This is a genomic window from Streptomyces sp. NPDC038280, from assembly GCF_055600045.1.
Genome location: NZ_JBVJYZ010000010.1, coordinates 218892 through 243333 on the forward strand (window position 1 = coordinate 218892; position 24442 = coordinate 243333).

At 73.2% G+C, this 24442-nt stretch carries 24 protein-coding genes; 12 read left to right on the top strand and 12 right to left on the bottom strand.

Annotated features, from left to right (window positions below; all coding sequences use genetic code 11):
• Nucleotides 1-93: 93 nt before the first annotated feature.
• The 6 genes from ACZ7J0_RS21615 to ACZ7J0_RS21640 all read right to left on the bottom strand — a co-directional run bounded on the left by ACZ7J0_RS21615 (nucleotide 94) and on the right by ACZ7J0_RS21640 (nucleotide 5469).
• A complete protein-coding gene (locus tag ACZ7J0_RS21615; RefSeq protein ID WP_470889662.1) occupies nucleotides 94-1335 on the bottom strand; it encodes a cytochrome P450 family protein in 1242 nt (413 codons plus the stop codon).
• Between the two features lie 89 nt (nucleotides 1336-1424).
• Nucleotides 1425-2636, bottom strand: coding sequence for a cytochrome P450 (locus ACZ7J0_RS21620; RefSeq protein ID WP_470889664.1), 1212 nt, complete (start codon nucleotides 2634-2636; stop codon nucleotides 1425-1427).
• Nucleotides 2633-3247 carry a GTP-binding protein gene (locus tag ACZ7J0_RS21625; RefSeq protein ID WP_470889666.1) on the bottom strand — a complete coding sequence of 205 codons (615 nt, stop codon included), beginning with the start codon at nucleotides 3245-3247 and terminating at the stop codon, nucleotides 2633-2635. Before ACZ7J0_RS21625 ends, ACZ7J0_RS21620 begins: the two co-directional genes overlap by 4 nt.
• Nucleotides 3228-3596, bottom strand: coding sequence for a DUF742 domain-containing protein (locus ACZ7J0_RS21630; protein ID WP_470889763.1), 369 nt, complete (start codon nucleotides 3594-3596; stop codon nucleotides 3228-3230). Before ACZ7J0_RS21630 ends, ACZ7J0_RS21625 begins: the two co-directional genes overlap by 20 nt.
• Nucleotides 3597-3601: 5 nt before the next feature.
• A complete protein-coding gene (locus tag ACZ7J0_RS21635; RefSeq protein ID WP_470889668.1) occupies nucleotides 3602-4015 on the bottom strand; it encodes a roadblock/LC7 domain-containing protein in 414 nt (137 codons plus the stop codon).
• Nucleotides 4012-5469, bottom strand: coding sequence for a sensor histidine kinase (locus ACZ7J0_RS21640; RefSeq protein WP_470889670.1), 1458 nt, complete (start codon nucleotides 5467-5469; stop codon nucleotides 4012-4014). Before ACZ7J0_RS21640 ends, ACZ7J0_RS21635 begins: the two co-directional genes overlap by 4 nt.
• 201 nt (nucleotides 5470-5670) lie before the next feature.
• Here ACZ7J0_RS21640 and ACZ7J0_RS21645 point away from each other — a divergent pair, with 201 nt between their 5' ends.
• A complete protein-coding gene (locus ACZ7J0_RS21645; protein WP_470889672.1) occupies nucleotides 5671-8484 on the top strand; it encodes an FAD-binding and (Fe-S)-binding domain-containing protein in 2814 nt (937 codons plus the stop codon).
• 13 nt (nucleotides 8485-8497) lie between these two features.
• Here the strand turns inward: ACZ7J0_RS21645 and ACZ7J0_RS21650 are convergent, their stop codons facing one another.
• On the bottom strand, nucleotides 8498-9391 hold the full coding sequence (locus ACZ7J0_RS21650; protein WP_470889674.1) for a helix-turn-helix domain-containing protein: 894 nt from the start codon (nucleotides 9389-9391) through the stop codon (nucleotides 8498-8500).
• A gap of 112 nt (nucleotides 9392-9503) precedes the next feature.
• On the opposite strand from ACZ7J0_RS21650, the gene ACZ7J0_RS21655 reads away from it, so the two are divergent.
• On the top strand, nucleotides 9504-11000 hold the full coding sequence (locus ACZ7J0_RS21655; RefSeq protein ID WP_470889677.1) for an alpha/beta hydrolase: 1497 nt from the start codon (nucleotides 9504-9506) through the stop codon (nucleotides 10998-11000).
• 351 nt (nucleotides 11001-11351) lie between these two features.
• Here the strand turns inward: ACZ7J0_RS21655 and ACZ7J0_RS21660 are convergent, their stop codons facing one another.
• Both ACZ7J0_RS21660 and ACZ7J0_RS21665 read right to left on the bottom strand, forming a co-directional pair.
• The gene (locus ACZ7J0_RS21660) at nucleotides 11352-12041 is read right to left on the bottom strand and encodes a copper homeostasis protein CutC (RefSeq protein WP_470889679.1); all 690 of its coding nucleotides are present in this window, start codon (nucleotides 12039-12041) and stop codon (nucleotides 11352-11354) included.
• Nucleotides 12042-12129: 88 nt separating this feature from the next.
• Nucleotides 12130-13068, bottom strand: a complete 939-nt coding sequence (locus ACZ7J0_RS21665; protein ID WP_470889681.1) for a hypothetical protein — start codon at nucleotides 13066-13068, stop codon at nucleotides 12130-12132.
• A gap of 197 nt (nucleotides 13069-13265) precedes the next feature.
• Here ACZ7J0_RS21665 and ACZ7J0_RS21670 point away from each other — a divergent pair, with 197 nt between their 5' ends.
• From ACZ7J0_RS21670 to ACZ7J0_RS21680, 3 genes are all read left to right on the top strand, one after another.
• On the top strand, nucleotides 13266-13556 hold the full coding sequence (locus ACZ7J0_RS21670; protein WP_470889683.1) for a cation transporter: 291 nt from the start codon (nucleotides 13266-13268) through the stop codon (nucleotides 13554-13556).
• Between the two features lie 88 nt (nucleotides 13557-13644).
• Entirely contained in the window at nucleotides 13645-15909 is a 2265-nt protein-coding gene (locus ACZ7J0_RS21675; RefSeq protein WP_470889685.1) for a heavy metal translocating P-type ATPase, read from the top strand.
• A gap of 25 nt (nucleotides 15910-15934) precedes the next feature.
• Nucleotides 15935-16216: a metal-sensitive transcriptional regulator gene (locus tag ACZ7J0_RS21680; RefSeq protein WP_468711962.1), complete on the top strand. Its 282-nt coding sequence runs from the start codon at nucleotides 15935-15937 to the stop codon at nucleotides 16214-16216.
• Between the two features lie 34 nt (nucleotides 16217-16250).
• Here ACZ7J0_RS21680 and ACZ7J0_RS21685 read toward each other — a convergent pair whose 3' ends face one another.
• Nucleotides 16251-16427, bottom strand: coding sequence for a hypothetical protein (locus ACZ7J0_RS21685; RefSeq protein ID WP_470889687.1), 177 nt, complete (start codon nucleotides 16425-16427; stop codon nucleotides 16251-16253).
• Nucleotides 16428-16532: 105 nt separating this feature from the next.
• Between ACZ7J0_RS21685 and ACZ7J0_RS21690 the strand changes: the two genes are divergently transcribed.
• The 7 genes from ACZ7J0_RS21690 (at nucleotide 16533) to ACZ7J0_RS21720 (ending at nucleotide 22514) form a co-directional block, all read left to right on the top strand.
• Nucleotides 16533-16943 carry a BlaI/MecI/CopY family transcriptional regulator gene (locus ACZ7J0_RS21690; RefSeq protein ID WP_470889689.1) on the top strand — a complete coding sequence of 137 codons (411 nt, stop codon included), beginning with the start codon at nucleotides 16533-16535 and terminating at the stop codon, nucleotides 16941-16943.
• Nucleotides 16940-17851 (top strand): M56 family metallopeptidase, encoded by a 912-nt coding sequence (locus ACZ7J0_RS21695; protein ID WP_470889691.1) that lies wholly within the window; start codon nucleotides 16940-16942, stop codon nucleotides 17849-17851. The genes ACZ7J0_RS21690 and ACZ7J0_RS21695 overlap by 4 nt, the downstream gene beginning before the upstream one ends.
• 165 nt (nucleotides 17852-18016) lie before the next feature.
• On the top strand, nucleotides 18017-18496 hold the full coding sequence (locus ACZ7J0_RS21700) for a GNAT family N-acetyltransferase (protein WP_470889693.1): 480 nt from the start codon (nucleotides 18017-18019) through the stop codon (nucleotides 18494-18496).
• A 190-nt stretch (nucleotides 18497-18686) separates the two neighbouring features.
• Nucleotides 18687-19586: a class I SAM-dependent methyltransferase gene (locus ACZ7J0_RS21705; RefSeq protein WP_470889695.1), complete on the top strand. Its 900-nt coding sequence runs from the start codon at nucleotides 18687-18689 to the stop codon at nucleotides 19584-19586.
• A 154-nt stretch (nucleotides 19587-19740) separates the two neighbouring features.
• Nucleotides 19741-20169, top strand: coding sequence for a Fur family transcriptional regulator (locus tag ACZ7J0_RS21710; protein ID WP_470889696.1), 429 nt, complete (start codon nucleotides 19741-19743; stop codon nucleotides 20167-20169).
• A gap of 157 nt (nucleotides 20170-20326) precedes the next feature.
• Entirely contained in the window at nucleotides 20327-21358 is a 1032-nt protein-coding gene (locus ACZ7J0_RS21715) for a LuxR C-terminal-related transcriptional regulator (protein WP_470889699.1), read from the top strand.
• Nucleotides 21359-21458: 100 nt separating this feature from the next.
• The gene (locus ACZ7J0_RS21720; RefSeq protein WP_470889702.1) at nucleotides 21459-22514 is read left to right on the top strand and encodes a helix-turn-helix transcriptional regulator; all 1056 of its coding nucleotides are present in this window, start codon (nucleotides 21459-21461) and stop codon (nucleotides 22512-22514) included.
• Nucleotides 22515-22675: 161 nt separating this feature from the next.
• On the opposite strand, the gene ACZ7J0_RS21725 is transcribed toward ACZ7J0_RS21720, so the two are convergent.
• Entirely contained in the window at nucleotides 22676-22867 is a 192-nt protein-coding gene (locus ACZ7J0_RS21725; protein WP_470889704.1) for a hypothetical protein, read from the bottom strand.
• A 187-nt stretch (nucleotides 22868-23054) separates the two neighbouring features.
• Complete coding sequence (mshA, locus tag ACZ7J0_RS21730; protein ID WP_470889765.1) at nucleotides 23055-24371, bottom strand: D-inositol-3-phosphate glycosyltransferase; 1317 nt, start codon at nucleotides 24369-24371, stop codon at nucleotides 23055-23057.
• Nucleotides 24372-24442 lie beyond the last annotated feature (71 nt).

The window sequence follows — 24442 nt, forward strand, 5'->3', positions numbered from 1 at the left end:
AGGCGGAGCGTAGTCGGTTCCGACAGGTGCCGGCCGTCCCTGTCCGGCGGATGAGACGAGGAAGTGAGACGGCCGGCGCCCGTCGCGCGGGGATCAGCGCAGGTGAACGGGCAGGTCGCGAAGATCGTTCTGGGTGACGACCGGCTTGTGACGCAGCTCCGACCGGGGGACGGCGAGAGTGAGCCCGGGGAAGCGGGCGTACAGCGCGGGCAGCGCCACCCCGGCCTCCAGACGGGACAGGGCCGCGCCCGGGCAGACGTGCGGGCCGTGCCCGAAGGAGATGTGCCGGTGGGCCGGGGTGCGGGTGATGTCGAACTCCCCGGCCGTCGGGCCGTGCGCCTGCTCGTCGCGGCCGATCGCGCCGTACGACACGATCAGGGCCTCGCCCTTCGGCAGCACGGTGTCGCCGACCGCGACGTCCTCGGTGGCGAAGCGGATCAGGACGTGCGAGGTGGGGGTGGAGTGGCGCAGGGTCTCCTCGACCACCGCGTCCCAGCCGGCCTCCCCCGACCGTACGAGAGCGAGCTGCTCCGGATGGGTGGACAGATTCACCACGGCGTTGACGATGAGCGAGATCGTCGTCTCGTGGCCGGCGGCGACCATCAGCTGGAGTGTGGAGACGATCTCCTCGTCGGTGAGCCGGTCGCCGTCCTCGGAGGCGAGGATCAGCGCGCTGGTCAGGTCGTCGCCGGGCTCGGCGCGGCGGGCCGCGACCACCTTGCCCATGATCTCGGCCAGCTCTCCGAGGGTGGCGACGACCTCCTCCGGAGGTGTCTGGGTGGAGAAGAACCTGTCGAAGAGGACCTTCAGGCGGGGGTGGTCGGCCTCGTCGACGCCCATGAGGTCACTGATGACGTACATGGGCAGGGGGTAGGCGAACTCCGCCTTGAGGTCCACCGTCTCGCCGGGGCCGTGGGCGGTGAGCGCGTCGAGCAGTCCGTCCGTCAGCTCGGTGATCCGCTCCCGCATCCGCTCCACGCGGCGCGGCGTGAGCGCCTGCGCCACCAGGGTGCGCAGTCGGCGGTGGTCCTCGCCGTCGACGGTGAGCATGGAGCGGCCGGGGTTGGCGAGCCCGATGAGCGGCCAGTCGGGGGCTATCTCGCCGCGCTGCCAGGCGCCCCAGGCGTTGATGTCCTTGACCAGCCGCTTGTCGGTGAGGAGAGCGCGGGCCTCGGCGTGCCGGGTGACGGCGTAGCACGGCACACCGCCGGGCAGTTCGACCCGGGCGAGCGGGCCCGCGGCGCGCAGGGCGGCGCTCTCGGCGTCGAGGTCGGTGACGAAGGGGTCGAGGGCGATCACGGGCCCTGCGGCGGGTGTGGTGGCTGTGCTGGTCACGGGGTGCCTCCGGGTGGCAGGGGTCTGGGTACGGCGCGGACGCGGGCGGCGGCGGGCGCGGGGCCGGCCCGGCGGGGCGGGGCGGTGTCTCAGCGCGCGGCGACGGGCGTGAATCGCACGGGCAGTTCCGTCAGGCCGCGCAGCCACGGCGACGAGCGGCGGGTCAGGGACCCGGCCGGTACGGCGAGGTCGACGTCGGGCAGCCGGTCGAGCAGCACCTCGATGCCGGTCCGGGCGATGACCTCGGCGATCTCCTGGGCGGGGAAGGGGCAGCGGTGTTCGCCGTGCCCGAAGGAGAAGAAGGCGCTGTTGCCGCCGGTGAGGGCCGAGTTGTCGATGTGCACCTGCGGGTCGGCGTTGGCGGCGCCGATGCCGAGCAGCAGCAGATCACCGGCCCTGATGTGCTGTCCGCCGAGCCGGGTGTCGCGCGCGGCCCAGCGCCCGGCGACGTTCTGCGTGGGGGTGTCGGCCCACAGCACCTCGTTCATGGCCTCGCCGACGCTGTGCCGGCCGCCGGTGAGCGAGGCGGCGAACCGGTCGTCCGTGAGCATCAGCCGCAGCGAGTTGCCGATCCAGTCGGCGGTCGGCTGGTGGCCGGCGGCCATCATCACCATCAGGTCCTGGGCGATCTCCTCGACGCCGAAGCCGGAGGTGTCGGCGAGCATCCGGGAGACGACGTCGGGGCCGGGCTCGGCCTGCTTGGCCGCGAGGAGCGCGTACATCGACTCCGCGAGGTGCTTCTGGCCGGCCAGCGCGTCCTCCCGGCCGTCGATCATCCGGTTCATCGCCGTGACCAGACCGGGGCCCTTGTCGTCGGGGAAGCCGTAGATCCTCGCCAGGACGCGCACCGGCAGCAGCATGGCGTACTGGGCGATGATCTCGGTCTCGCCCCTGGCGCAGAAGTCGTCGATGAGCGCGTCCGCGAACGCCTCGGCGTGGCGGCGCAGTTCGAAGGGGTCGACGGCTTCGAGCGCGTGCCCGATCATGGCCGCGCGCTGCCGGTGGCGTTCGCCGACCGTGTACAGGACCGACGCCTGCTTCCGGCCGATCATCGGCAGCAGGGGCCAGTCCTCGGGGATGCGCTCCCACTGGTTCCACAGGTCGGAGTCCCGGCTGAAGAGGACCGGGTCGCTGGTGACCTGGTGCAGCTCGCGGTAGTCGAGGACCAGCCACGCCGGTACGTCCCCGTCGAGGACGACCGGGGCGACGGCTCCGTGGTCGCGGCGCATCTCCCGGTAGAGCCCGGCGGGGTCGCTCTGGAAACGCGACCCGGACAGCGGGACGGGGGCGGCGGTGGTCATCGGGTCTCCCGGGCGGGGGCGGAGAGCGTGCGCAGATGCTCGACGAGGGTGATCAGGACGTACTTGCTGGAGGACCGGTCCCGGGCGTCGCACTCGACGAGCGGGACGTCGGCGGCGAGGTCGAGCGCCTCACGGATCTGCTGCTCGGTGTGGACCGGGCCGCCGAAGTCGTTGCAGGCGACGATGAACGGGGTGCCGTGGTGTTCGAGGCGGTCGATCGCGTACCAGGAGTCCGCGAGGCGGCGGGTGTCGACGAGGACGACCGCGCCGAGGGTGCCGGAGAACAGCCGGTCCCACAGGAACCAGAAGCGCTCCTGCCCGGGGGCGCCGAAGAGGTACAGGACGTTGTGCGCGTCCAGGGTGATCCGCCCGAAGTCGAAGGCGACGGTGGTGGCGGACTTGGCGCCCACATGGGCGATGTCGTCGACCGTCTCGCCGGCCCGGGTCATCGTCTCCTCGGTGTTCAGCGGCCGGATCTCGCTGACCGAGCGGACGAGGGTGGTCTTGCCGACGCCGAATCCGCCGACGACGACGATCTTGAGGCCGTTGTCCGCGGTGGTGCGCAGTGGCGGCCGTGCGGTGTCAGCGATGTCAGAGGTTGCGGAGTCCAACGAGCACCTGCTCCAGGATGTCGGGGTCGGGGAGGTGGTGGCCCGTGCGGGCGGTCCGGGGATGACGGGCGCTGATCCGGCCCGTACCGAGCAGGTCGGACAGCAGGACGCGCACGATGCCGACCGGCAGGGCCAGTTCGGCGGCGATCTCCACGACCGCGGTGGGGCGGCCGCACATCCTCAGGATCGCCGCGTGCTCGGACTGCATTCCGGGCACCGGCTCCGACTCGGCGACCACCAGGGTCACCAGGTCGAACGGGGTGTCCGGGCCCGAGCGGGTGCGCCCGCCGGTCAGGGTGTAGAGCCGGTCGGGGGACTCGTCCCGGGGGCCTTGGGGGCCCTTGGGCAAGCCGCTCACGGCGTACGGGGCTCGGCGCTGAGGTGCTCGCCGAGCTGCTCGACGAGTTCGCTCATGTTGTGGCCGACCAGGCCGACGTCGGAGTCCTCGTCGGCGACGACCGCGAGGTGGGCGCCGTCCCCGGCCTCGACGATGAGCAGGATGCCGCCGTAGAACTCGGCCATCGCGGACCGTACGCCGCCGGTGCCGTCGCCGAACTCCACGGACGCGCCGTGCGAGAGGCTCTGGATGCCGGCGGAGATCGCGGCCAGCTGGTCGGCCTGGTCGACGGAGAGCTCCGGCGTACGGCACAGCTTGAGGCCGTCCCGGGAGAGGACGAGCGCGTGGCGGGCGCCGGGGGTGCGCTGGAGAAGGCTCTCCAGCAGCCAGTGGAGCGTGTCGTCGGTGGTGGTGCCGCTGGTGCTGCTCATCGGGGGGAGGTGCCTTCCGTGGGGATGTTCCGTACCGCTTGGCGGAAGCTGCTGAAACGGGCCGCGCGGGCCTTCGCGTCCTGCGCGTCGACGGGCGCGGCCCCGGATGTCCGTACGGCGCCGGTGCGGGAGCCGGCGTCCGGGTCCTCGGCGGGGTGGGCGGCGGCGAGGGTGCGGCCGCGGCGGCGCTTGGGCAGACCGCTCTCGCCCAGTTCGACGGTCTCCGCCGGGGCGGGGGCTTCGGAAGCGCGCTCGTGGGTCCCGGGCTCCGGCGCGGCGTCCGGGGTGCGGACGGCCTCCCGTTCCGTGAGCGCCCGTGGTGTGCGCGAGATCAGCTCCTGGGGGAGCATGACCAGGGCGCCCGTGCCGCCGCGCGCCGACGGCCGGAAGGAGACGGTCAGTCCGTGCTTGTGGGCGAGCCGGCCCACGACCGCGAGTCCCAGGCGAGTGCCGGAGAGGCCGGTGAGCTCCGACGGCCCGGCGCCGACGGCCCGTTCGGCGCGGCGCAGTTGCATCTCGCTCATGACGAGACCGCTGTCCTCGATGGTGATGACGACGCCCGCCGGGACCTCTTCGACGTACACGTGCACTTCGGCGGTGGGCGGCGAGAAGTTCGCCGCGTTGTCGAGGAGTTCGGCGAGGGCGTGCATGACGCCCTCGGCCGCGTGGCCGGCGATGGCGACCTCGCTGGTGGAGTGGAGCCGGACGCGCTGGTAGCCGCTGACGCGACCCATGGCGCCGCGCAGGATCGACTCCATGACGATCGGCTTCGCCCAGCGCCGGCCCGACCGGGCCCCGGTCAGGACGGCGAGGGAGTCGGCGAGGCGGCCAGCCTGGGCCGTGCGGTGGTCGAGGTGGAGGAGGTCGGTGAGCACGTCCTCGTCGCTGTGCCGGTGCTCCATGTCGCGGAGGTCGGCGAGCATGCTGGTGGCGAGGGCCTGCATCCGGCCGGCCGCGTTGGCGCAGGCGGCGACGGCGGCGGCGCGCAGTGACTCGGCGCGGGCGGCCTGCGCGGCGGCCCCGGCGGTCTCGGCGCGGGCCTCCTCGATCGCCACGGCGGCCGCGGCCTTCGCCTCGGCGGCGGCGCGGGCCCCTTCGGCGCGGGCTTCGGCGACGGCCTGGGCGGCGTTCGCCCTGGCCTCGGCGGTGGCGAGGGACGCGGCCTCGGCGGCGCGGGCGATCTCGGCGGTCGCGCGGGCGGTCTCGGCCGTGGCGTACTGGGCCTGAGAGAGCAGCGCGGCGTTGTGCCGGCGCAGCCGTCGGGCGCTCTCCAGAACGTACGCGGTGGTGGTCGCGGCGGCCGTCAGGAGCACGGCGGCGGCCCCGAGACCCCAGGTGAGGGCGGTCCGCGCGGCGCCGCCGGGCGCGAGGGACACCGCGCCCGCGCAGAGGAGGGCGGTGACGGCCGCCGTGATCAGCAGGACCGGCCAGACCGGCCGGAGCAAGGGGCGCAAATCGTCCGTCCTCTGGAGTGGAGTCGGGGGTGAAGTATCAGCCGAGCCGTCGATTCCCGATCAATTCGTGGTCACTATAGGAGAGTTGACGATCAGTTTGGGAAGGCCTTGTGGCCTTTTTCGACAGGCGAGAACACGACACGGACGGTGCGTCAGGCCGTCCGCGAGCCGCCCCACCCGGCACGTTGGCATCCTGGCCCCATGGCTGAACAGCGCGGGGTCGAGCGAGCACTGAGGGCCGCTGTGCGCGGCGAAGTGGACTTCGGCGCCGCCGCGCGGGCCCTGGTGACCATGGACGCCTCCAACTACCGGCGCGTGCCCCTCGGCGTCGTCGCCCCGCGCGACGCGAACGACGTGGCCGCGGCGCTGGCCGTCTGCCGCGACCACGGCGTCCCCGTCGTCCCGCGCGGCGGCGGCACCTCCATCGCCGGTCAGGCCACCGGCACCGGCGTCGTCCTCGACCTCACCCGCCACCTGACGTCCGTTCTTGAGCTGGACCCGGAGTCGCGCACGGCGGTCGTCCAGCCCGGTGTCGTCCTCGACACGCTGCGCGCGGCGGCCCTTCCGCACGGCCTCACCTTCGGCCCCGACCCGTCCACCCACAGCCGCTGCACCCTCGGCGGCATGATCGGCAACAACGCCTGCGGCGCCCACTCCGTGGCCTGGGGGACGACCGCCGACAACATCGCCGCGCTGACGGTGTACACCTACGGCGGTGAGGCGCATCGGCTCGGACAGGGCTGGGCGGGCGCTCCCGACGGTCTGCGCGAGCTGGTGGACTCCCATCTCGCGCTGCTGCGCACCGGCTTCCCCGCCGGTCTGCCCCGCCGGATCTCCGGGTACGCCCTCGACGCGCTCCTCCCCGAGCACGGCCCCGACCTCGCCCGCGCCTTCTGCGGCAGCGAAGGCACCTGGGGCGTCGTCACCGAGGCCGTCGTCCGCCTCGTCGAAGCACCGCCCGCCCGCGCCCTCGCCGTCCTCGGGTACGCCGACGAGAGCGCCGCCGCACAGGCCGCCCCCGGGCTGCTCCCCCACCGCCCACTGACCGTCGAGGGCATGGCGCGGGACCTGGCCCCCGACCCGGGCGCCCTGCCGCGCGGCGGCGCCTGGCTGTTCGCCGAGACCGGCGGCTCCACGCCCGCGGAGGCGAAGGCGCGCGCGGCAGCGCTCGTGCGGGCCGTCTCCTTCGACACCGTGGACGGCACGGTGGTCTCCGATCCCGCCGGGCAGCGGGCGCTCTGGCGGATCAGGGAGGCCGCGGCGGGCACGGCGACCCGGATGCCCGACGGCACCGAAGCGTGGCCGGGCTGGGAGGACTGTGCGGTGCCGCCGGCCCGACTGGGTCCGTATCTGCGCGACTTCAGGGCGCTGTTGGCGCGGTACGGGCTGCGCGGAACGCCGTACGGCCACTTCGGCGACGGCTGCATCCACGTCCGCATCGACTTCGATCTGCTGAGCCGGGAGGGGGTGGGCCGGTTCCGCTCCTTCTCGTACGACCTGGCGGACCTGGTCGTCTCCCACGGCGGATCGCTCTCCGGGGAGCACGGGGACGGACAGGCGCGGGCGGAGCTGCTGCCGAAGATGTACGGGCCGGAGATGGTCGGCCTCTTCGCCCGGGCCAAGGACGTCTGGGACCCGGCGGGCGGGATGAACCCCGGGATGCTCGCCCGCCCGCACCGGCTCGACGAGAACCTGCGCTTCGAGGTGCTGCCCCGCGCACACGTCGGCACCGCCTTCGCCTACCCGGAGGACGGCGGTGACTTCACGGCGGCCGTACGCCGGTGCGTGGGAGTCGCCTCATGCCGTGTGGCGGACGGAGGTCCGAGCGCCCAGGTCATGTGCCCGTCGTTCCGCGCGACGGGCGAGGAACGGCACTCGACCCGGGGCAGGGCACGGCTGCTGCACGAGATGCTCGCGGGCGAGATCGTCACGGACGGCTGGCGCTCGCGGGAGGTGCGGGAGGCGCTGGACCTCTGCCTGGCCTGCAAGGGCTGCCGCAGCGACTGCCCGGTGGGCGTCGACATGGCCACCTACAAGGCGGAGTTCCTCCACCACCACTACACGGGCCGGCGCCGGCCGGCGTCCCACTACTCGATGGGCCGCCTCCCGCAGTGGCTGCGGGCGGCGGCGCCCTTCGCCGGGGTCCTGAACGCGGCGGCGGGCGTGGGCGCGCTCGCGTCCCTGGGCAAGCGGATGGCCGGGGTCGCGCGGGAGAGGGAGATCCCGCGCCTGGCACGCGAGACGTTCACCGCCTGGTGGAAGCGGAACGGCCACCCGGGCGCCTCACTCGTCCTGTGGCCGGACACCTTCACCGAGTACCTCTCGCCCTCGGTGGGCCGTGCGGCCGTGACGGTCCTCGGCGCCGCGGGCCTCGGTGTCCGGCTTCCGCCCGGACGGGTCTGCTGCGGCCTGACCTACGTCTCCACCGGCCAACTCGGCCGCGCCCGAAGGGTGATGGCCCGCACCCTCGACACGATGGAGCCGCTCCTGGACACGGGCGTACCGGTCACCGTCCTGGAACCGAGCTGCGCGGCGACCCTGAAGACGGACCTCCCGGCCCTCCTGCCCGACGACCCCCGCGCCGGCCGCCTCGCGGCGTCCGTCCGCACCTTCGCCCAGACCCTGGAGGAGTACGCCCCGGAGTGGACGCCGCCCCGCGTCGACCGCCCCGTCGCGGGCCAGACCCACTGCCACCAGCACGCCGTCCTCGGCGTGGAGGCGGAGCGCCGACTGCGCGAAAGAGCGGGACTGCTCGGCGAGTTGAGCGGCGGCTGTTGCGGCCTGGCGGGCGACTTCGGGTTCGAGCGGGGTCACTACGACGTCTCGGTGGCCTGCGCCGAGGACCAGCTGCTCCCCTCGGTCCGCGAGGCCCCGGCGGGCACGGAACTCCTGGCGGACGGTTTCTCCTGCCGCACGCAGCTGGGGCAGTTGGGCGGGTACGCGGCACGGCATCTGGCGGAGGTCCTGGCGGAGGGCCTGGAAAGGGTGGAGGGGCGGAAGGGAACGGCGGGGTGACCCCTGTCCCGCCTCATATGTCCAGTGCCGCGCAGAGCCAGTCGTGGGTGGCGCCCGGGGTCGGGACCGGCGCGCCCGACGACGGGGTGGTCAGCTCCGCGGTGAGCTGCCAGTAGCGGTCGATCCGGGGGTCCGCCGCGAGCTGGCCGCTGAGCGCGTGGCGGAAGGCGGGGGTGTCCCGCGCGCCGCGTGATCGGGCGTAGGCGGAGACGAAGCAGTCCAGCGCCTCGCCCGCGCGCGGTGCCCGCTCGGCACGCATCTCCGCCGCCGCCAGCGCGTACGCCTCGCCGAGACCGTCGTAGAGCACGGCCGGACGGTAGCCCTCGTCGGGCCGGTGCACCGCGGGCTGGCAGGGGTCGGAGCCCCCGCAGCCGCCGGAGGTGAGGGCGTGCAGCCGGGCGAAGGCCAGTACCTGCGCCGGGGTCGGATCCTCGGGCGGCTGCGGAACCGCCGCTTCGATGACCGCGGCGGCCACCCGGGCCGGGAGCCGCGGGGGCAGCCACCGCCGCCAGAAGCGCGCGAGCGAGTCCGTGCTGGGAGGGGTGGATATGGAGCCGATCAGGCGCAGCCGGTCGGCGCGTTCCTCGGCGGTGCAGTCCTGGAGGAGACGCAGGGCGGCCTCCCGCCAGCGCAGGGCGGCCAGCCGCGAGCCGAGCTCCCGCAGTTGCCCCGCGATGACGTCCTCCAGCGCGTCCTCCCGCTCGAGGACCCGGCCCACCTCCGGGACCGGCAGGTCCAGGGTGCGCAGCGAGCGGATCAGGCGGAGCCGGTCGAGTGCCTCGGGGCCGTACCGGCGGTGGCCCCCGGCGCTGCGGGCGGCCTCCGGCAGCAGACCGCGATCGGAGTAGAAGCGGACGGTCTTGATGGTGACGCCCGCGTGCTCGGCGAGCTCTCCGATGCTCCACATGCCGTCAGGAAACACGACTTGAACCTCCCTCAGGGGGAGTTCCTACGGTACGCGAGAGCGCGGACGGCCCTGGGGGCCGGCCGGGCGGACCAGGGCATACGAGGAGGCGATCATGACGACGTTCGTGCTGGTGTCGGACGGCTGCACCGGCGGCTGGATCTGGCGGGACGTGGCCGCGCGGCTGCGGGAGGCGGGAGCCGAGGTGCACCCGGCGACGCTCACGGGCATGGGTGACCGCCGCCATCTGGCGGGGCCGGACACGGACCTGGACACGCACATCGAGGATCTGGTGCGGCTGATCGACCATGTGGACGCGCCGGAGGTGGTGATCGTCGGACATGGCATCGGCATCCACCCGGTGCTCGGCGCCGCCGACCGGCGCCCGGACCGGATCGCCCGGATCGTCTACCTCGACGCGGGTCTGCCGCAGGACGGCGAGTCGGTACTCGACCTGATGCCGGACCCCGCGGTGCGCGACCGGGTCGTCCAGGGGGCCGAGGACGGCTGGCGGGTTCCCCCGCCGGCGCCCGACGAGTGGCCGGCCCGGGGCAGCCTGGCCGGCGTCTCCGAGGAGGCGCTGGCCCGGCTGGTCCGTCTCGCCGCACCCCAGCCGCTGGGCACGCTCACCCAGCCGCTGCGGCTGTCAGGGGCCGCCGCCGAGGTGCCCACGACCGGCATCCTGTGCACCGCCAACGGGTCGAGCATCGCCGTCGTCGAGGCCGTGGCGGTCATGGGAGACCCTCGCTTCAAGGGGCTCACCGACCCTCGCGTGGGCTTCTTCGAACTCGCCACCGGGCACTGGCCGATGCTCTCCGTCCCCGGTGAACTGGCCGACGTGCTGCTCCGGGCCGCCGCGGGAGAGGGTCACCGGCTGACCGTCGCGAACGAACAGCCCCCGCATTTGCGGCCCTTCGTCCTGGACGTGCCGGACATGCCCCGCGAGCGCGTGGGAGGGGTCGACCTCCATCTGCCCGAGGCCGACGGGCCCCGTCCGGCCGTGGTCTTCGTCCACGGCGGCCCCGTGCCGGCCGAGGCGCGGCCGACACCCCGGGACTGGCCGGCCTTCGTCGGCTACGGGCAGTACGTGGCGAGCCGGGGGGCGGTCGGCGTGACGATGGATCACCCGCTGCACGGACTGGGTGACTACGGCCGCGCGGCCGACTTCATCGCCGAGGCGGTGGAGCTCGTACGCGCCGATCCGCGGGTCGACCCGGACCGCGTCGCGCTGTGGTTCTTCTCCGGTGGCGGCCCGCTGTCGGCGGACTGGCTCGCGGCGCCCCCGGCGTGGCTGCGGTGCGTGGCCGCGACCTACCCGCTCCTCTCTCCGCCGGCGAACTGGGGCCTCTCGGACTCGCGGTTCCGCCCCGCGGCCGCGCTGAGGACGGCGGGGGGCCTGCCGGTCGTGCTGACCCGGGTGGGGCTGGAGCACGCGGAGATCGCGGTGACGGTGGAGGAGTTCCTGACCGCCGCGAAGGAGTGCGAGGCCGCGGTCGAGGTGATCGACGTACCGAACGGCCACCACGGATTCGAGACGGTGGACCACGCGGAGGAGTCCCGCGAGGCCGTGGAACACGCGGTCCGCTCGGTGCTGCGACACCTGACGACCTGACCCGGTCCGCCCCCACCCCCGCCCCGGCCGTACGCGGCCGGGGCGGGGGTCGTTCGGAGGGGCCGGGGTCCGGGGTCCGGGGCGAACACCCCAGGCGCCGGGCGATCGGCCGACTCGAAGGGTCCGCACCGGGCCCGGCCGTACGCGGCCGGGGCAGGAGGCGTTGGCGTCGGGCCCCGCTCCGGGGCCCGACGCAGGGGCGGCCGGGCGATCGGCCGTGTTCGGACGGGCCGGGGCCGCCGGGCCGGGTCCAGGGTGAAGACGCCCGTACGCCGGGCGATCGGCCGGCCGTCTCGGGGGCCCTGCGCCGGCGGCGGCGGGTGCGGTGTGTCCGGTCCGGCGCCCGGCGGCTCAGGCGTCCAGGGCCTCGCGCCAGGTGCGGACCGCCTCCGGGTCCACCGGGGACGACCAGCCCTGCGGGCGGGCCGCGCCACCGATGTGGAAGGCGGTGAGGCCGGCCGCCCGGAGCGTGGGCACGTGCGGGAGGTGCAGGCCGCCGCCCACCAGGATCTGCGGCTCGTAGCCGGGTTCGTCGTGACGGGCCGCCTCGGCGACCAGGGTGGGCAGGCCGTCCTCGACGCCGTGCGGGGAGCCCGCCGTGAGGTAGGTGTCCAGGCCCGGCAGGTCCGCGAGCTGCTTGCGCAGGGCGTCGCGGTCGGCGGCGCGGTCGATCGCCCGGTGGAACGTCCAGCGGCAGCCGTCGAGTTCGGCGACCAGACGCTCGACCGTCACGAGGTCGGGCGAGCCGTCCGGCGCCAGGAAGCCGAGGACGAACTCGTCGGCGCCCGCCGCCCGCAGCGCTCGCGTCGCCGCCACCAGGGCGTCGACGTCACCCGCCGCGAAGCCGTCCGCCAGTCTGAGCATCACGCGCAGGGGGATGCCCACGGCGGCGCGGATCGACGCGAAGGTCTCCACGGACGGCGTGAGCCCGTCGGCCGCCATGTCGGTGACCAGTTCGAGGCGGTCCGCCCCGCCGGTCTGGGCCGCGACCGCGTCCTCCGCGTCGAGGGCGATCACCTCCAGCACTGCACGGTTGCTCATTGAGCCCATTCCTCCATGGAGACGGCCGAGGATCGGCCACAGGGTCCGGCCCGCGGGCCGAAGCTACAGGTCTAGTCCAATGACCAGCCTACGCGTGCGAGTGGCCTCCCGCACCGCTCCCCTGCCCGGCCGCGTCGGCCCCATGCCCGCCCGCGTGCACGGTGAAGGCCGCCGTCCGCACCTTCCCCTCGTGCTGGAAGTCCAGGAACAGCCGGTACGTGCCCGCGCTCGGCGCCGTCGCCGTGAAGGAGACGGCCGGGCCGGGGCCGCCCGGGTTGGGGTGGACGTGCAGATAGGCGAGGTCTCCGTCGCGCAGGGCGACGAGGTGCCCGTACGCCCCCAGGTACGGCTCCAGGTCCGTCACCGGCTTGCCGCCCCTGCTGACCGTGAGCTTCAGCTCGCCCGGCTTCCCCGGGTCAAGCGTCCCGCCGAGCGCGACCTGGTAGCCGTCCACGGTCGCCGTCGGTGCCGCGGCCGGCAGCGGCTGGGGCGCGTACACACCGGGGACCGAGAGGTCCGCGCCGAGCGTGACGGCCTTCGCGCCCTTGGCGGCGGGCGTGAAGTCGGCGAACACCTTGTACGCGCCCGCGGCGGGCAGGTCGACCGGCGTCGACCAGGTCCCGTCGGCCGCCCGCACCGGGTGGAGGTGGGAAAAGACCGTCAGGTCCCGCGAGGCGACGATGAAGTGCAGCTCCTTGCCGTGCGCCGTCTTGTACGCCGTGACCTTGCGGCCGCCGCCGTCCTTGACCGAGAACGTCAGCACGCCCCGGTTCGCGATCTTCGGCGTGTCCAGGGCGAGCGTGTAACCGCCCTCCGAGATCTGGAGCCCGCCGGCCGCCGGCGCCTGGGCCGCCTCGTCGTGTCCGCCGTGCCCTCCTCCGGCGTCCGGCTCGGCCGCCGCGTGGTCCGCGTGCACCGGCCCCTTCGGTTCGTCCACGGGCCCCACGCCCTTTCCGACCCCGTACGCGGTCCCGAAGGTCGCGGCGAGCGCGGCGGCGAAGGCGGTGATCTTCACTCCGGTGTTCATGACTGCTCTCCCGTCCAGCGATCCAATGCACCTCACCATACCCCTGGGGGGTATCAAGTCAAGTCGAAGGAGACACTTGCGCACCATACGGCCGGGGGGTATACATGGTCTCAGTCAGATACCCCCCGAGGGTATCCGTCCGGTACCGGCCCGCACGGGCCGTGTCCCCCGCGTGTCCCTACCAACGAGGAGGACCCATGTCGTCCTGCTGTACTCCCGAAGGCAGCTGCCACACGAGCGCCGACGCGTCCACGACCGCCGTCGCCGTCGCCGAGGGCACCGCCACCACCTACCGCGTGTCCGGCATGACCTGCGGACACTGCAAGACCGCCGTCACCACCTCGGTGAGCGAGCTCGCCGGGGTCATCTCCGTCGACGTCGACGTGGCCGGCGGCCTGGTCACCGTGACCACCGGTCGCGAGCCCGACGACGCCGCGATCGCCGCCGCCGTGGACGACGCCGGCTACGAGCTGACCGGCCGCGTCTGACCGGCGGACGAGCCCCACCTGGCCGCCGGGGCCCGTCCCGTACAGCCCGGGCCCCGGCCCCCACTCCCGCCCGAACGAGGAGCAGGAAATGACGACCACCACCTCCGGCGCCGCCCAGGTCGAACTCGCCATCGGCGGCATGACCTGCGCCTCGTGCGCGGCCCGTATCGAGAAGAAGCTCAACCGCATGGACGGCGTCGAGGCGACCGTCAACTACGCCACCGAGAAGGCCCGGGTCACCTTCGCCGACGACATCTCCGTCGAGGACCTGATCGCGACCGTCGAGGCCACGGGCTACACCGCCCAGGAGCCCCGCCCGGAGCGCACCGGGAGCGACGGCGACGGCGAGGCCGGCGGTGACGAGAAGGCCGACGAGGAGCTGCGCCCGCTGCGGCAGCGGCTGATCACGGCCGCCGCGCTCGCCGTGCCCGTCATCGCGATGGCCATGGTCCCGGCGCTCCAGATCGAGTACTGGCAGTGGCTCTCGCTCACCCTGGCCGCCCCGGTCGTCACCTACGCCGCCTGGCCCTTCCACCGCGCCGCCTGGACCAACGCCCGGCACGGCGCGGCCACCATGGACACCCTGATCTCGGTCGGCACGATCGCCGCGTTCCTGTGGTCGCTGTGGGCCCTGTTCTTCGGGACCGCCGGTACGCCCGGCATGACGCACCCCTTCGAGTTCACGATCGCCCGCACCGACGGCGCCGGGAACATCTACCTGGAGGCCGCGGCCGGCGTCACCGCCTTCATCCTCGCCGGCCGGTACTTCGAGGCCCGCTCCAAGCGCAAGGCCGGTGCCGCGCTCAAGGCGCTCCTGGAGCTGGGCGCCAAGGAGGTCACCGTCCTGCGCGGTGACCGCGAGGTCACCGTCCCCACCGCCGACCTGCAGGTCGGCGATCGCTTCCTGGTCCGCCCCGGCGAGAAGATCGCCACCGACGGCACGGTCGTCGAGGGCTCCTCCGCCGTGGACGCGTCCATGCTCACCGGCGAGTCCGTGCCGGTCGAGGTGTCCGTCGGCGACACCGTCACCGGCGCGACCCTGAACGCCGGTGGCCGGCTGGTCGTCGAGGCGACCCGCGTCGGCGCCGACACCCAGCTGGCCCGGATGGCCAAGCTGGTCGAGGACGCCCAGAACGGCAAGGCCGCCGCCCAGCGCCTCGCCGACAAGATCTCCGCCGTGTTCGTGCCGGTCGTCATCGGCCTGGCACTCGCCACGCTCGGCTTCTGGCTCGGCTCCGGCTCCGGCCTGACGGCCGCGTTCACCGCCGCCGTCGCCGTCCTGATCATCGCCTGCCCCTGCGCCCTGGGGCTCGCCACCCCGACCGCGCTGATGGTCGGCACCGGCCGCGGCGCCCAGCTCGGCATCCTGATCAAGGGCCCCGAGGTCCTGGAGACCACGCGCAAGGTCGACACCATCGTCCTGGACAAGACCGGCACGGTCACGACCGGCCGGATGACCCTGCTCAAGGTGCACACCGCCGACTCCACCGACGAGACCGAAGTGCTGCGGCTGGCCGGGGCGTTGGAGCACTCCTCCGAGCACCCCATCGCCCAGGCCGTCGCCACCGGCGCCGCGGCCCGGGTCGGGGCGCTGCCCACCCCAGAGGACTTCGCCAACATCCCCGGCCTCGGCGTCCAGGGCGTCGTCGACGGCCACGCCGTCCTCGTGGGCCGCGAGAAGCTGCTGACCGAGTGGGCCATGGAACTGCCCGCCGCGCTGAGCGCGGCGAAGGACGACGCCGAGAGGTCCGGCCGGACCGCCATCGCGGTGGCCTGGGACGGAGAGGCCCGCGCGGTCCTGGAGGTCGCCGACGCGGTCAAGGAGACCAGCGCCGAGGCCATCCGGCGGCTGCGCGCCCTCGGCCTGACGCCGATCCTGCTGACCGGTGACAACAGGGCGGTCGCCGAGTCCGTCGCCGCCGAGGTGGGCATCGACGAGGTCATCGCCGAGGTCATGCCGCAGGACAAGGTCGATGTCGTCAAGAAGCTCCAGGCCGAGGGGCGCAGCGTCGCCATGGTCGGCGACGGCGTCAACGACGCCGCCGCACTCGCCCAGGCCGACCTGGGTCTGGCGATGGGCACCGGCACGGACGCCGCGATCGAGGCCGGCGACCTGACCCTCGTACGGGGAGACCTGCGGGCCGCGGCCGACGCGATCCGGCTCTCCCGCAGGACGCTCGGCACCATCCGCTCGAACCTCTTCTGGGCCTTCGCCTACAACGTGGCCGCCCTGCCGCTCGCCGCGGCCGGACTGCTCAACCCGATGATCGCCGGAGCGGCCATGGCCTTCTCCTCGGTCTTCGTCGTCGGCAACAGCCTGCGCCTGCGCGGCTTCCGAGCCGCCGACAACTGACCCTCATCACCTCGGGGAGACCGCCGTGGCCGGTTACGTACAGCACAAGGAAGACATCATCAGACGCCTCAGGCGCATCGAGGGCCAGGTCCGTGGCGTTCAGCGGATGGTCGACGAGGACGTCTACTGCATCGACGTCCTCACCCAGGTCTCCGCGATCAACGCCGCGCTCCAGTCCTGCGCGGTGGCCCTGCTGGACGAGCACCTCAGCTGCTGCGTCACGGAGGCCATCGCGCAGGGCGGGGACCAGGCACGGGTGAAGGTCGGCGAGGCGTCGAAGGCCATCGCCCGGCTGATCAGGACGTAGACCCGGACGGCCGACGCCACCCCCCACGCACCACTCAACCGCCCGCGCGCGAAGGGCAGTCCGCGGAGAGCCGGACGCTCAGACGGAGGCAGAGTCCGAGCACCCGGCTCAGGAGCACCAGCTCCGCCGAACCGGGCAGATCCGGTCCGCAGACCTTCGCGCACGGGCGGTTTCGCGTGGCCGGCAGGAGTTCCCGCGTGAGGGTCATCATTGAGCCATCGTACCCCTAGGGGGTATATCGATGCCGGGTGAGCGGCCCGTACGATGAGCCGCCCGCAGGGGAGAGGCCGAGGGGACGAGGGCCGAGGGGATGCGCGTGCGCCGGCTGGGAGAGCTTGAGGCCGAGATCATGGACCGGTTGTGGCTGTGGCAACGGCCCGCCACCGTCCGCGAGATCGTCGACGACATCAATCTGGGACGCCGGGTCGCCTACACCACCGTGATGACCGTGGCCGACATCCTTCATCGCAAGGGCTGGCTGCGCCGCGAGAAATCCGGCCGCGCCTGGCTGTACGAGACAGTCCGCAGCCGCGAGGAGTACACCGCGGCCCTGATGCAGGACGCCCTCGGCGACAGCCAGGACCGCAGGGCCGCGCTGCTGCAGTTCGTGGAGCGCATGTCGCACGAGGACGTCGAGGCGCTGGACGCCGCCCTGCGCGCCGCCCGCCGCGCCCAGCCGGGCGATCCCGGCGCACCCGCCGGCGACCGGCCCGGGGGCGAACGGTGAACCACCACGTCCTTCCACCGCTCGGACTCGCCCTGGCCAGCGGCATGATGATCCCCTGGATGCTGATCCGGGCCCGCTGGGCCCAGCAGGTGCCGCGCCTGGCGCTCGCCGTCTGGGTGGCGAGCGGCGCGATCTTCGCCTGCTCGGCGGCGATGCTCCCGGCCCAACTGCTGCTGCCCGGCGGGAGCAGCCATCGCCTCGCCGACATGATCCTCACCCTCAGCCTCCCTTCCGTGAACCGGCTGACGCATCCGTCCGGTCGCGAGGGCCTGGCCGCGGCCACCGCCCTCGCGGTCCTCGCGCTGCCGGTCGCCGGTTTCGTACGGGAAGTACTGCGGGCGCGCCGGGCCCGCTCCCGGCACGCGGGGCTGCTGCGCCTGGTGGGCCGGTACGATCCGCGGCTGCGCGCGACCGTCCTGGAGGACGCCCGGCCCGCCGTCTACTGCCTGCCGGGCCGATCGCGCCGGGTCGTGGTCTCGTCGGCGGCTCTGGACACGCTGACAGCACCCCAGTTGGACGCGGCGCTCGCCCATGAGCGGGCGCACATCGCGGGCCGTCACCATCTGCTGGTCGCGGCGGCCGGGGCGTACGCCACCGTGTTCCCCCGGCTGCCACTGGCCCGGCACGGAGGAAATGCCGTACCGCTGCTCCTGGAGATGGCCGCCGACGACCGTGCGCTGCGCCGGTGTTCACGGGACGCGCTGGCCACGGCGCTGTACGCGCTGGCGGCGGGGCAGGCGCCCCGCAGGGCGTTCGCGGCGGGCGGGCCGTCGGCGGCCCTTCGGATGCGGCGCATCCTCACCCCCTCGCCCGCCGGACACCCGGTGCTGCGCGGCCTGTTCACCGTGGGCGCGGCCGCGGGCGCCGTCGCACCGCTGATCGTGGCGTGTTGTTCGATACCTGGTTGAGCTATACCGACACCCCGACATCTCCAGGAAGAAGCGACCGACTCGCGTCAACTCCTTGAATTACTAAGCGAATTCGTAGACTTCGCATCGGGCCCGTCGCGTCGAATTCCCCGCTACTGTGTGCCTGTGGGCGCGCAGGACCGGCACGGCGAGAGGTACGAATCAATGCGGCTGGCTGACGTGCGAACGGCAGCTCCCGGCGACGCCACGGCGATATCCAGGCTCCTCGCCGACGGCATTCGGGACAGCTACGGCGAAATACTCGGTGAAATCCCCGCCGGCCGCCTGGTGTCCACGCAATGCGCGCTCCCCCGTATAAGGGCGGAAATTGAAATTCCGGGCGGCGCGCCCGGCTGGCTCGGCTGGCTCGTCGCCACCGACGCGGAGGGCAGGATCGTCGGCGTGGCAGCGGGCGGCGTCCCGGTCTCCGACGAGGGCGAGATCTACGCCCTGTGCACGGCCCCCACCCGCCGCCGGGAGGGCATCGGCACGGCGCTGCTCGCCGCCGTGACGGACCGGATGCGGGCGCACGGCGCGACCGCCCAGCGCATCAGCCTCCCCGTCGAGCGGGACCCGGCCCTCCCCTTCCTCACTCACCACGCCTTCGCCGCCCTGACTCCGACCCGCCTCACCCGGCCGCTCTGACGGGCCGGCCCGCCCCCAGGCCTCCTCCAGCCGCCCAAGGCCCTGGCATATCCACGCCATCGCGTGTTCACGCAGCCCTTTTCGCTGGCCCGGAGCGCCCGCCGCAGGACACGATTTCCTCAGCGGCGCGGCCCCGGCGGCACGGGACCCCGCCCGGACGGCACGGACCGAGCGAGCCTCTGGAGGAGCGATGCACACACCGAGCGGCACTTCCCTGCCCGTCGTGCCCGCAGCGCTCGCCCCGGTCCTGCCGTCCCGATACGGCGCCGGCGCCGGTACGCCCCCCGCCGCCGGGACCGGGGTGCGCGTCACGCCGGACCCCCTGCCCGGTCTGGAGTCGGTCTCCCCCGTCGACGCGGAGTCGGTCTGGCTCCATGACGCACTGCTCGGCCCGCACAGCGTGGACATCGTCCGCTATCTGAGCCTGGCGCGGACCACCGGCGGCCCGGTCCTCGACCTCGGCTCGGGTGCGGGCCGGCTCGCCGTACCCTTCGCCCGGCACGGCTTCCCCGTCGAGGCCGTCGACCGCGACGCCCCCAGCCTGGAGCGGCTCCGGGCCTGGGCGCGGCGGATCGGACCGCAGGTGGCCGGGCTCGTGGTCGCCACCCACGCCGATCTCGCGGAGCTGCGCCTGCGGCGCACCTACCGGCTGGCCCTGCTCGCCGGGACGATGGTGGCGGCCGTCCCCCCACCGGCCCGGCCGGGGCTGCTCCGCGAGATCGCCGCCCATCTGGAGACCGGCGGCGCGCTCGCCCTCGACTACACGGCGCACCTGTTGCCGGGCCTGGCCGAGGAACCGCGGCGCAGCTGGGCGTTCCCGGTGCCCCGGTTCGACGGGGTCGAGGAGTGGGTGGTGGCCCGGCAGCACTTCGATCTGCCGACCATGAGTGAGCGGATCACCTACTACGCGGCCCGCACCGGCAAGCGCAGCGCCGAGCGGGTGGTGCTCACCACCGACAAGTGGATCATCGATCCGGAACGGCTGACGGCCGAGCTGCACTCGGCGGGCCTGCACATCGAGGGCCGCCGCCGGCACCGGATCGACGAGCGGACCGAGAGTGTCCTGCTGGTCTGCAGGGCCGACGACTGATCACCGGACGGGCCCCGCACCCGGGCCCGACCCCGTGCGCCGGAGCCCGTCCATCCTGGTAAGCCAAGAGGTACGATGCCCACAAAAGTTTGGGCTGACCAGATCGAACCGGGTGGCCCACCAGAGGGCAGATGGTGGCGGAGGAATGGCTGTCGTGGATGAGCCGACGGGCCGCGAAGCGGTGATCCAGCGCCTCCGTGACGTGGGCCTGCGCGTCACGGGGCCGCGCCTCGAAGTGCTTCAGGTACTGGCGACGGGCGGCCATCTGGACGTCGAGGCGATCACCGCGACCGCGCGCGAGCGACTCGGCACCCTCACCAGCCAGGCCGTGTACGAAATGCTGCGCCACTTCCTGGAAACGGGCCTGGTCACGAAGTTCGACCGCCCGGGGCTGCCCGCCGTGTTCGAGATCTCGGGACCTCCCCATCAGCACGCGCTCTGCGTGCGGTGCGGCCGCGTGGAGAACGTGGCGGCAGAGGCGCCGAAGGCGCCCCGCAAGGGGCTGACGGGCTGGCAGATGGACGGCGCCGAGGTCGTGTTCAAGGGTATGTGCCCCGACTGCCGTCGCCTTGAGGCCGGTTGACGAGTTCCGGACAGGCGACCGGAAACCATACTTGGAAGTATGTGACCTGCGTCACGCGTGCGCTTCAACCGGAGCCGTATCGAACTCTCGTATGGCAAGGTCTCGGCGGGGCGATTCAACGGGATCCATGCCGGATCCGAGGGGAGTCTGCTGCACTGTGAGCAGATACGGGACCGGAACGCGAACGGGAAGTGACCAGGCCCTCGCGGTCTACCTCGAACTGCGCGCGCGGCCGGCCGCCGCCTTCGACGAGATCGCCGCGGGTCTGGGGCTGGCACCGGACGAGCGCGAGCGATGTCGCGACGAACTGATCACCCTGGGCCTGATCGGCACGAGCGACCGTGCCGCCGGCACGGAACCGGCCGTCGTCGACCCGGACATCGCCCTGATCCAGCTCCTCCAGCGTGAACGGGACCGGCTGCAGGAGCGGTTGGCCGAGACCAGCCGCGCCCACAGCGCGCTGGAAACGCTCGCCGGACCGTTCCTGCGCGCCGGGGCGACGCCCCGCCCCGAGGTCGAGGTCGAGATCATCGCCGACCCCCACCGCGTACGGCGGGAACTGCTGGAGCTCACCGACACCGTCCGGCACAGCAGGCAGTCGATGCACACCGGTTCCGCACGCCGCGAGGACGCCGACCTCGCGCTGGAGCACGACCGCAGCCAGCTGGAGCGCGGCATCCGGGTGCGTGCGATGTACAGCCGTCGCAGCAGCGCCGTCCCGGAGATGGCGCAGTACCTGCGGGCCAGATCGGACCTGGGCGTGGACATCCGGCTCTCACCGGTCGTCCCCATGAACGTCGTCCTCGCCGACGAGAACTTCGCCCTGCTCCCCACCGACCCGGACGATCCCGCGTCCAGCATGATCCTCGCCCGCGGACCCGCACTGGTCCGGTCCTATCTGGCGCTGTACGAGTACTGCTGGCACGCGGCCACCCCGTACGGCGACGAGGAGGCACCCCCGCGCGGGGGTGACGGGCTCTCCGAGCAGCAGCGGGCCGCCCTGCACATGCTCGCCTCCGGGATCAAGGACGAGAAGATCGCCCGCAACCTCGGGGTGTCCCTGCGCACCGTGAGCCGCCTGCTCTCCGAGGTGATGCAGGAGTTGGGGGCGGCGAGCCGCTTCGAGGCGGGAGTGAAGGCGGCCCGCCTGGGCTGGCTGGACGGGGACGCGGGCACGCCCGACGCGTAGGTGACGCGTGTCACATCCAAGATCGGCACCAGGGGGACCCGTTCAGCCGTGTGACAAGGTGAGACGGGGCGACTCGGAAGACGAGGGGGGTCACTTCGCCATGGTCACGACGTGCGGCAAGGTCGTCGGCAGGGATTCCACCGACCTCGTGCTGACCCTCTATCAAGCCCTGCGTCAGCGGGGCGTGTCGAGCTTCGGGGCCGTCTGCTCGGAGCTGGGTCTCGCGCCCGCGGAGTACGAGCGATGTCGCACCGAACTGATCTCGCTCGGTCTTATCGCGCCGACGACGGCCACCCACGCGAGTCGCTTCGACCTCCAGGACGTGAGCTGGAAGGCCGACGCCGACACGGTCGCCGTGATCGACCCCGAGATCGCGCTGCTGCGGCTCCTGGAGCGGGAGCGCGAGCGGCTGCGTGAGCATCTCGCCGAGGCCGACCGGGCGTACAGCACTCTGGAGACCTTGGCCGGAACCTTCCTGCGCGCCGGATCCCTCGCCCACTCCGAGGTCGACGTCGAGACGCTCACCGACTACCGGCGCATCCAGCAGGTACTGGAGGACATCACCGATGTCATCCAGGGCAGCCTGGTCTCCCTGCACCCCGGCGGGCTCAAACGCCAGATCCCCGAGCGCATGCTGGACCGGGACCGCCGCCAGGTGGAGAACGGGGTGCGCGTGCGCGCCGTGTACAGCCGGCAGGACGCCGCCACGCCGGAGGTGGCCGAACTCCTCAGGCGGCGCGTCGAGGTGGGAGTGGAGATACGCCTCGCCGGCTTCATCCCCATGAATCTGATCATCGCCGACCAGCAGTTCGCGATTCTTCCCATCAGGCCCGACAACCCCGGCGAAGGCGCGGTCCTCGCCCGCGGTCCGGCGCTCGTGCGGTCCTATCTGGCGCTGTACGAACACTGCTGGCACACCGCCACCCCGTACGGAGACGACGTGGCACCCGATCGGGGCGGAGACGGACTGTCCGAACAGCAGCGGGCCGCGCTGCAGATGCTGGCCTCGGGAATGAAGGACGAGAAGATCGCCCGGAGTCTGGGCGTCTCGCTCCGGACGGTCAGCCGCATGCTCTCGGAACTGATGCAGGAGCTGGGCGCGTCCAGTCGCTTCGAGGCCGGGGTACGCGCTGTTCGCCTCGGCTGGATCGACTGATCCACCGCCGTCTGCGGGACGCATCGTCCTCTTGCGAAATACGGGATCGAGCAGTAAGCCCATCAGGAAAAACAAGAAGGCCCGGGATCGCGTGGCAGCGCGATCCCGGGGCCCTCATGGGTGTCGTCGACGCGTGACTCCGAATTCGACTCCCGAATGCCTCAGTTCGTCGGGGCGGGCGTCACATTGGGCCAGTCGTTGTCGGCGCCGAGGGCGACCGCCTGCGGGGAAGACCAGGCCGCGTCCGGTGCGGTGGCCACCGCCGCACCCGCCGCGACCGCGGTACACAGCAGGAGCGCGGCGGCGAACTGGCGGGCGGTCCTGCGAATTCCGGCGATACGCACAGCAGACATGATTCCTCCAGGAAGTTGGAAAGTGAATTCCGCCTTCTCGGGGCCCGTGCCGCCGGGCTTCCCTCGAAGACATCTCCATTCTTGCCCGCCCCCCGAAACGAATCCAGAGTTCCTCCATGCGTGGACCCGCCATGGCGTGGATGCGACAACGCTGAATTCACAGATCCACACTTCACCATTCCTTTGGTTAGACCAAAAGAGATGCTAGGCTAGAGTTCCGGCTCCCTCGTTCCTCCAGGAGAGAGGGGCCGGAGGGGCAGGAGCGTGCCGCCGCTCCTGCCCCACTCACGTACGCACGCTCACGCCGCCCCACCAGCGCGTCCCCGTACACCTCGAGCGTCCGCGCCGCCGCCACCTGCCAGCTCATCCCCCGCGCATGGCGCACCGCCGCCTCCCCCATGGTCACGCCCGCCTCCGGATGCTCCGCGAACCACCGCAGCCGGCGCGCGTACTCCACCGGGTCGTGGCCGCGCACCAGCATCCCCGTCACCCCGTCCCACACGGCCGTCGGCAGACCCCCGACCGCCGCCGCCAGGACCGGAGTGCCACAGGCCTGCGCCTCCAGCGCCACCAGCCCGAACGACTCGCTGCGCGACGGCACCACCAGGACGTCCGCCGCGCGGTACCAGTCCGCGAGCCGCGCCTGCGGTACGGGAGGGCAGAGCCGCAGCACGTCCGAGACGCCCAACTCCCGCGCCAATTCCCCCCAGCCGCCCGGCTGCCCCGCACCGGAGTGCCCGCCCACCACGGGCACGAGCAGTCGCCCGCGCAGACGGGGAGCCATGCGAAGCAGCTCCGCGATGGCGCCCACCAGCACGTCGGGGCCCTTCAGCGGCTGTATGCGGCCCGCGTACAAGGGGATGAAGGCGTCGGCCGGCAGCCCGAGCCGGGCCCGCGCCGCCGCCCGGCCCTCCCCCACCCCGAAGGTGCGCAGATCGACCCCCGGCCGGACCACCTCGGTCCGGCGGGGAGCGGCGCCGTACAACCTCCGCAACGCCCGCGCCTCGTCGTCCGTGTTGGCGATCAGCCGGTCGGCGCTGCCGATGACCTGGTGCTCGCCCCGGATCCGCAGCTCGGGCTCGGGGGCGTCGCCGTCGGCGAGGGCCGCGTTCTTCACCCGTGCCAGGGTGTGGGCGGTGTGCACGAGCGGTATCCGCCAGCCCGTGGCGGCGATCCGGCCGGCCTGCCCGGAGAGCCAGTAGTGCGAGTGGACCAGGTCGTAGCGCCGGTGCTCCTTGAGCAGCGCCAGCGAGAACGGCACCACCAAGCCGGGCATGGCCTCCTTGGGGAGTGCCTCGCGCGGGCCCGCGTGCAGATGGCGGACCCGTACGCCGGGGGCGAGGTCCACCCGGGGCGGGCGGCCCTCGCCACGGCAGCGGGTGAACAGATCGACCTCAGCGCCCTGTTCGGCGAGGGCGCGGGAGAGTTCGACCATGTAGACGTTCATGCCGCCCGCGTCCCCGGTACCGGGCTGGTGCAGCGGCGAGGTGTGGACGCTGAGCATGGCGACGCGCAGGGACACGTGGAGCTCCTACGGGACGGGCCACGTGTCCCCGCGCCGCCGGATGGCTGTGC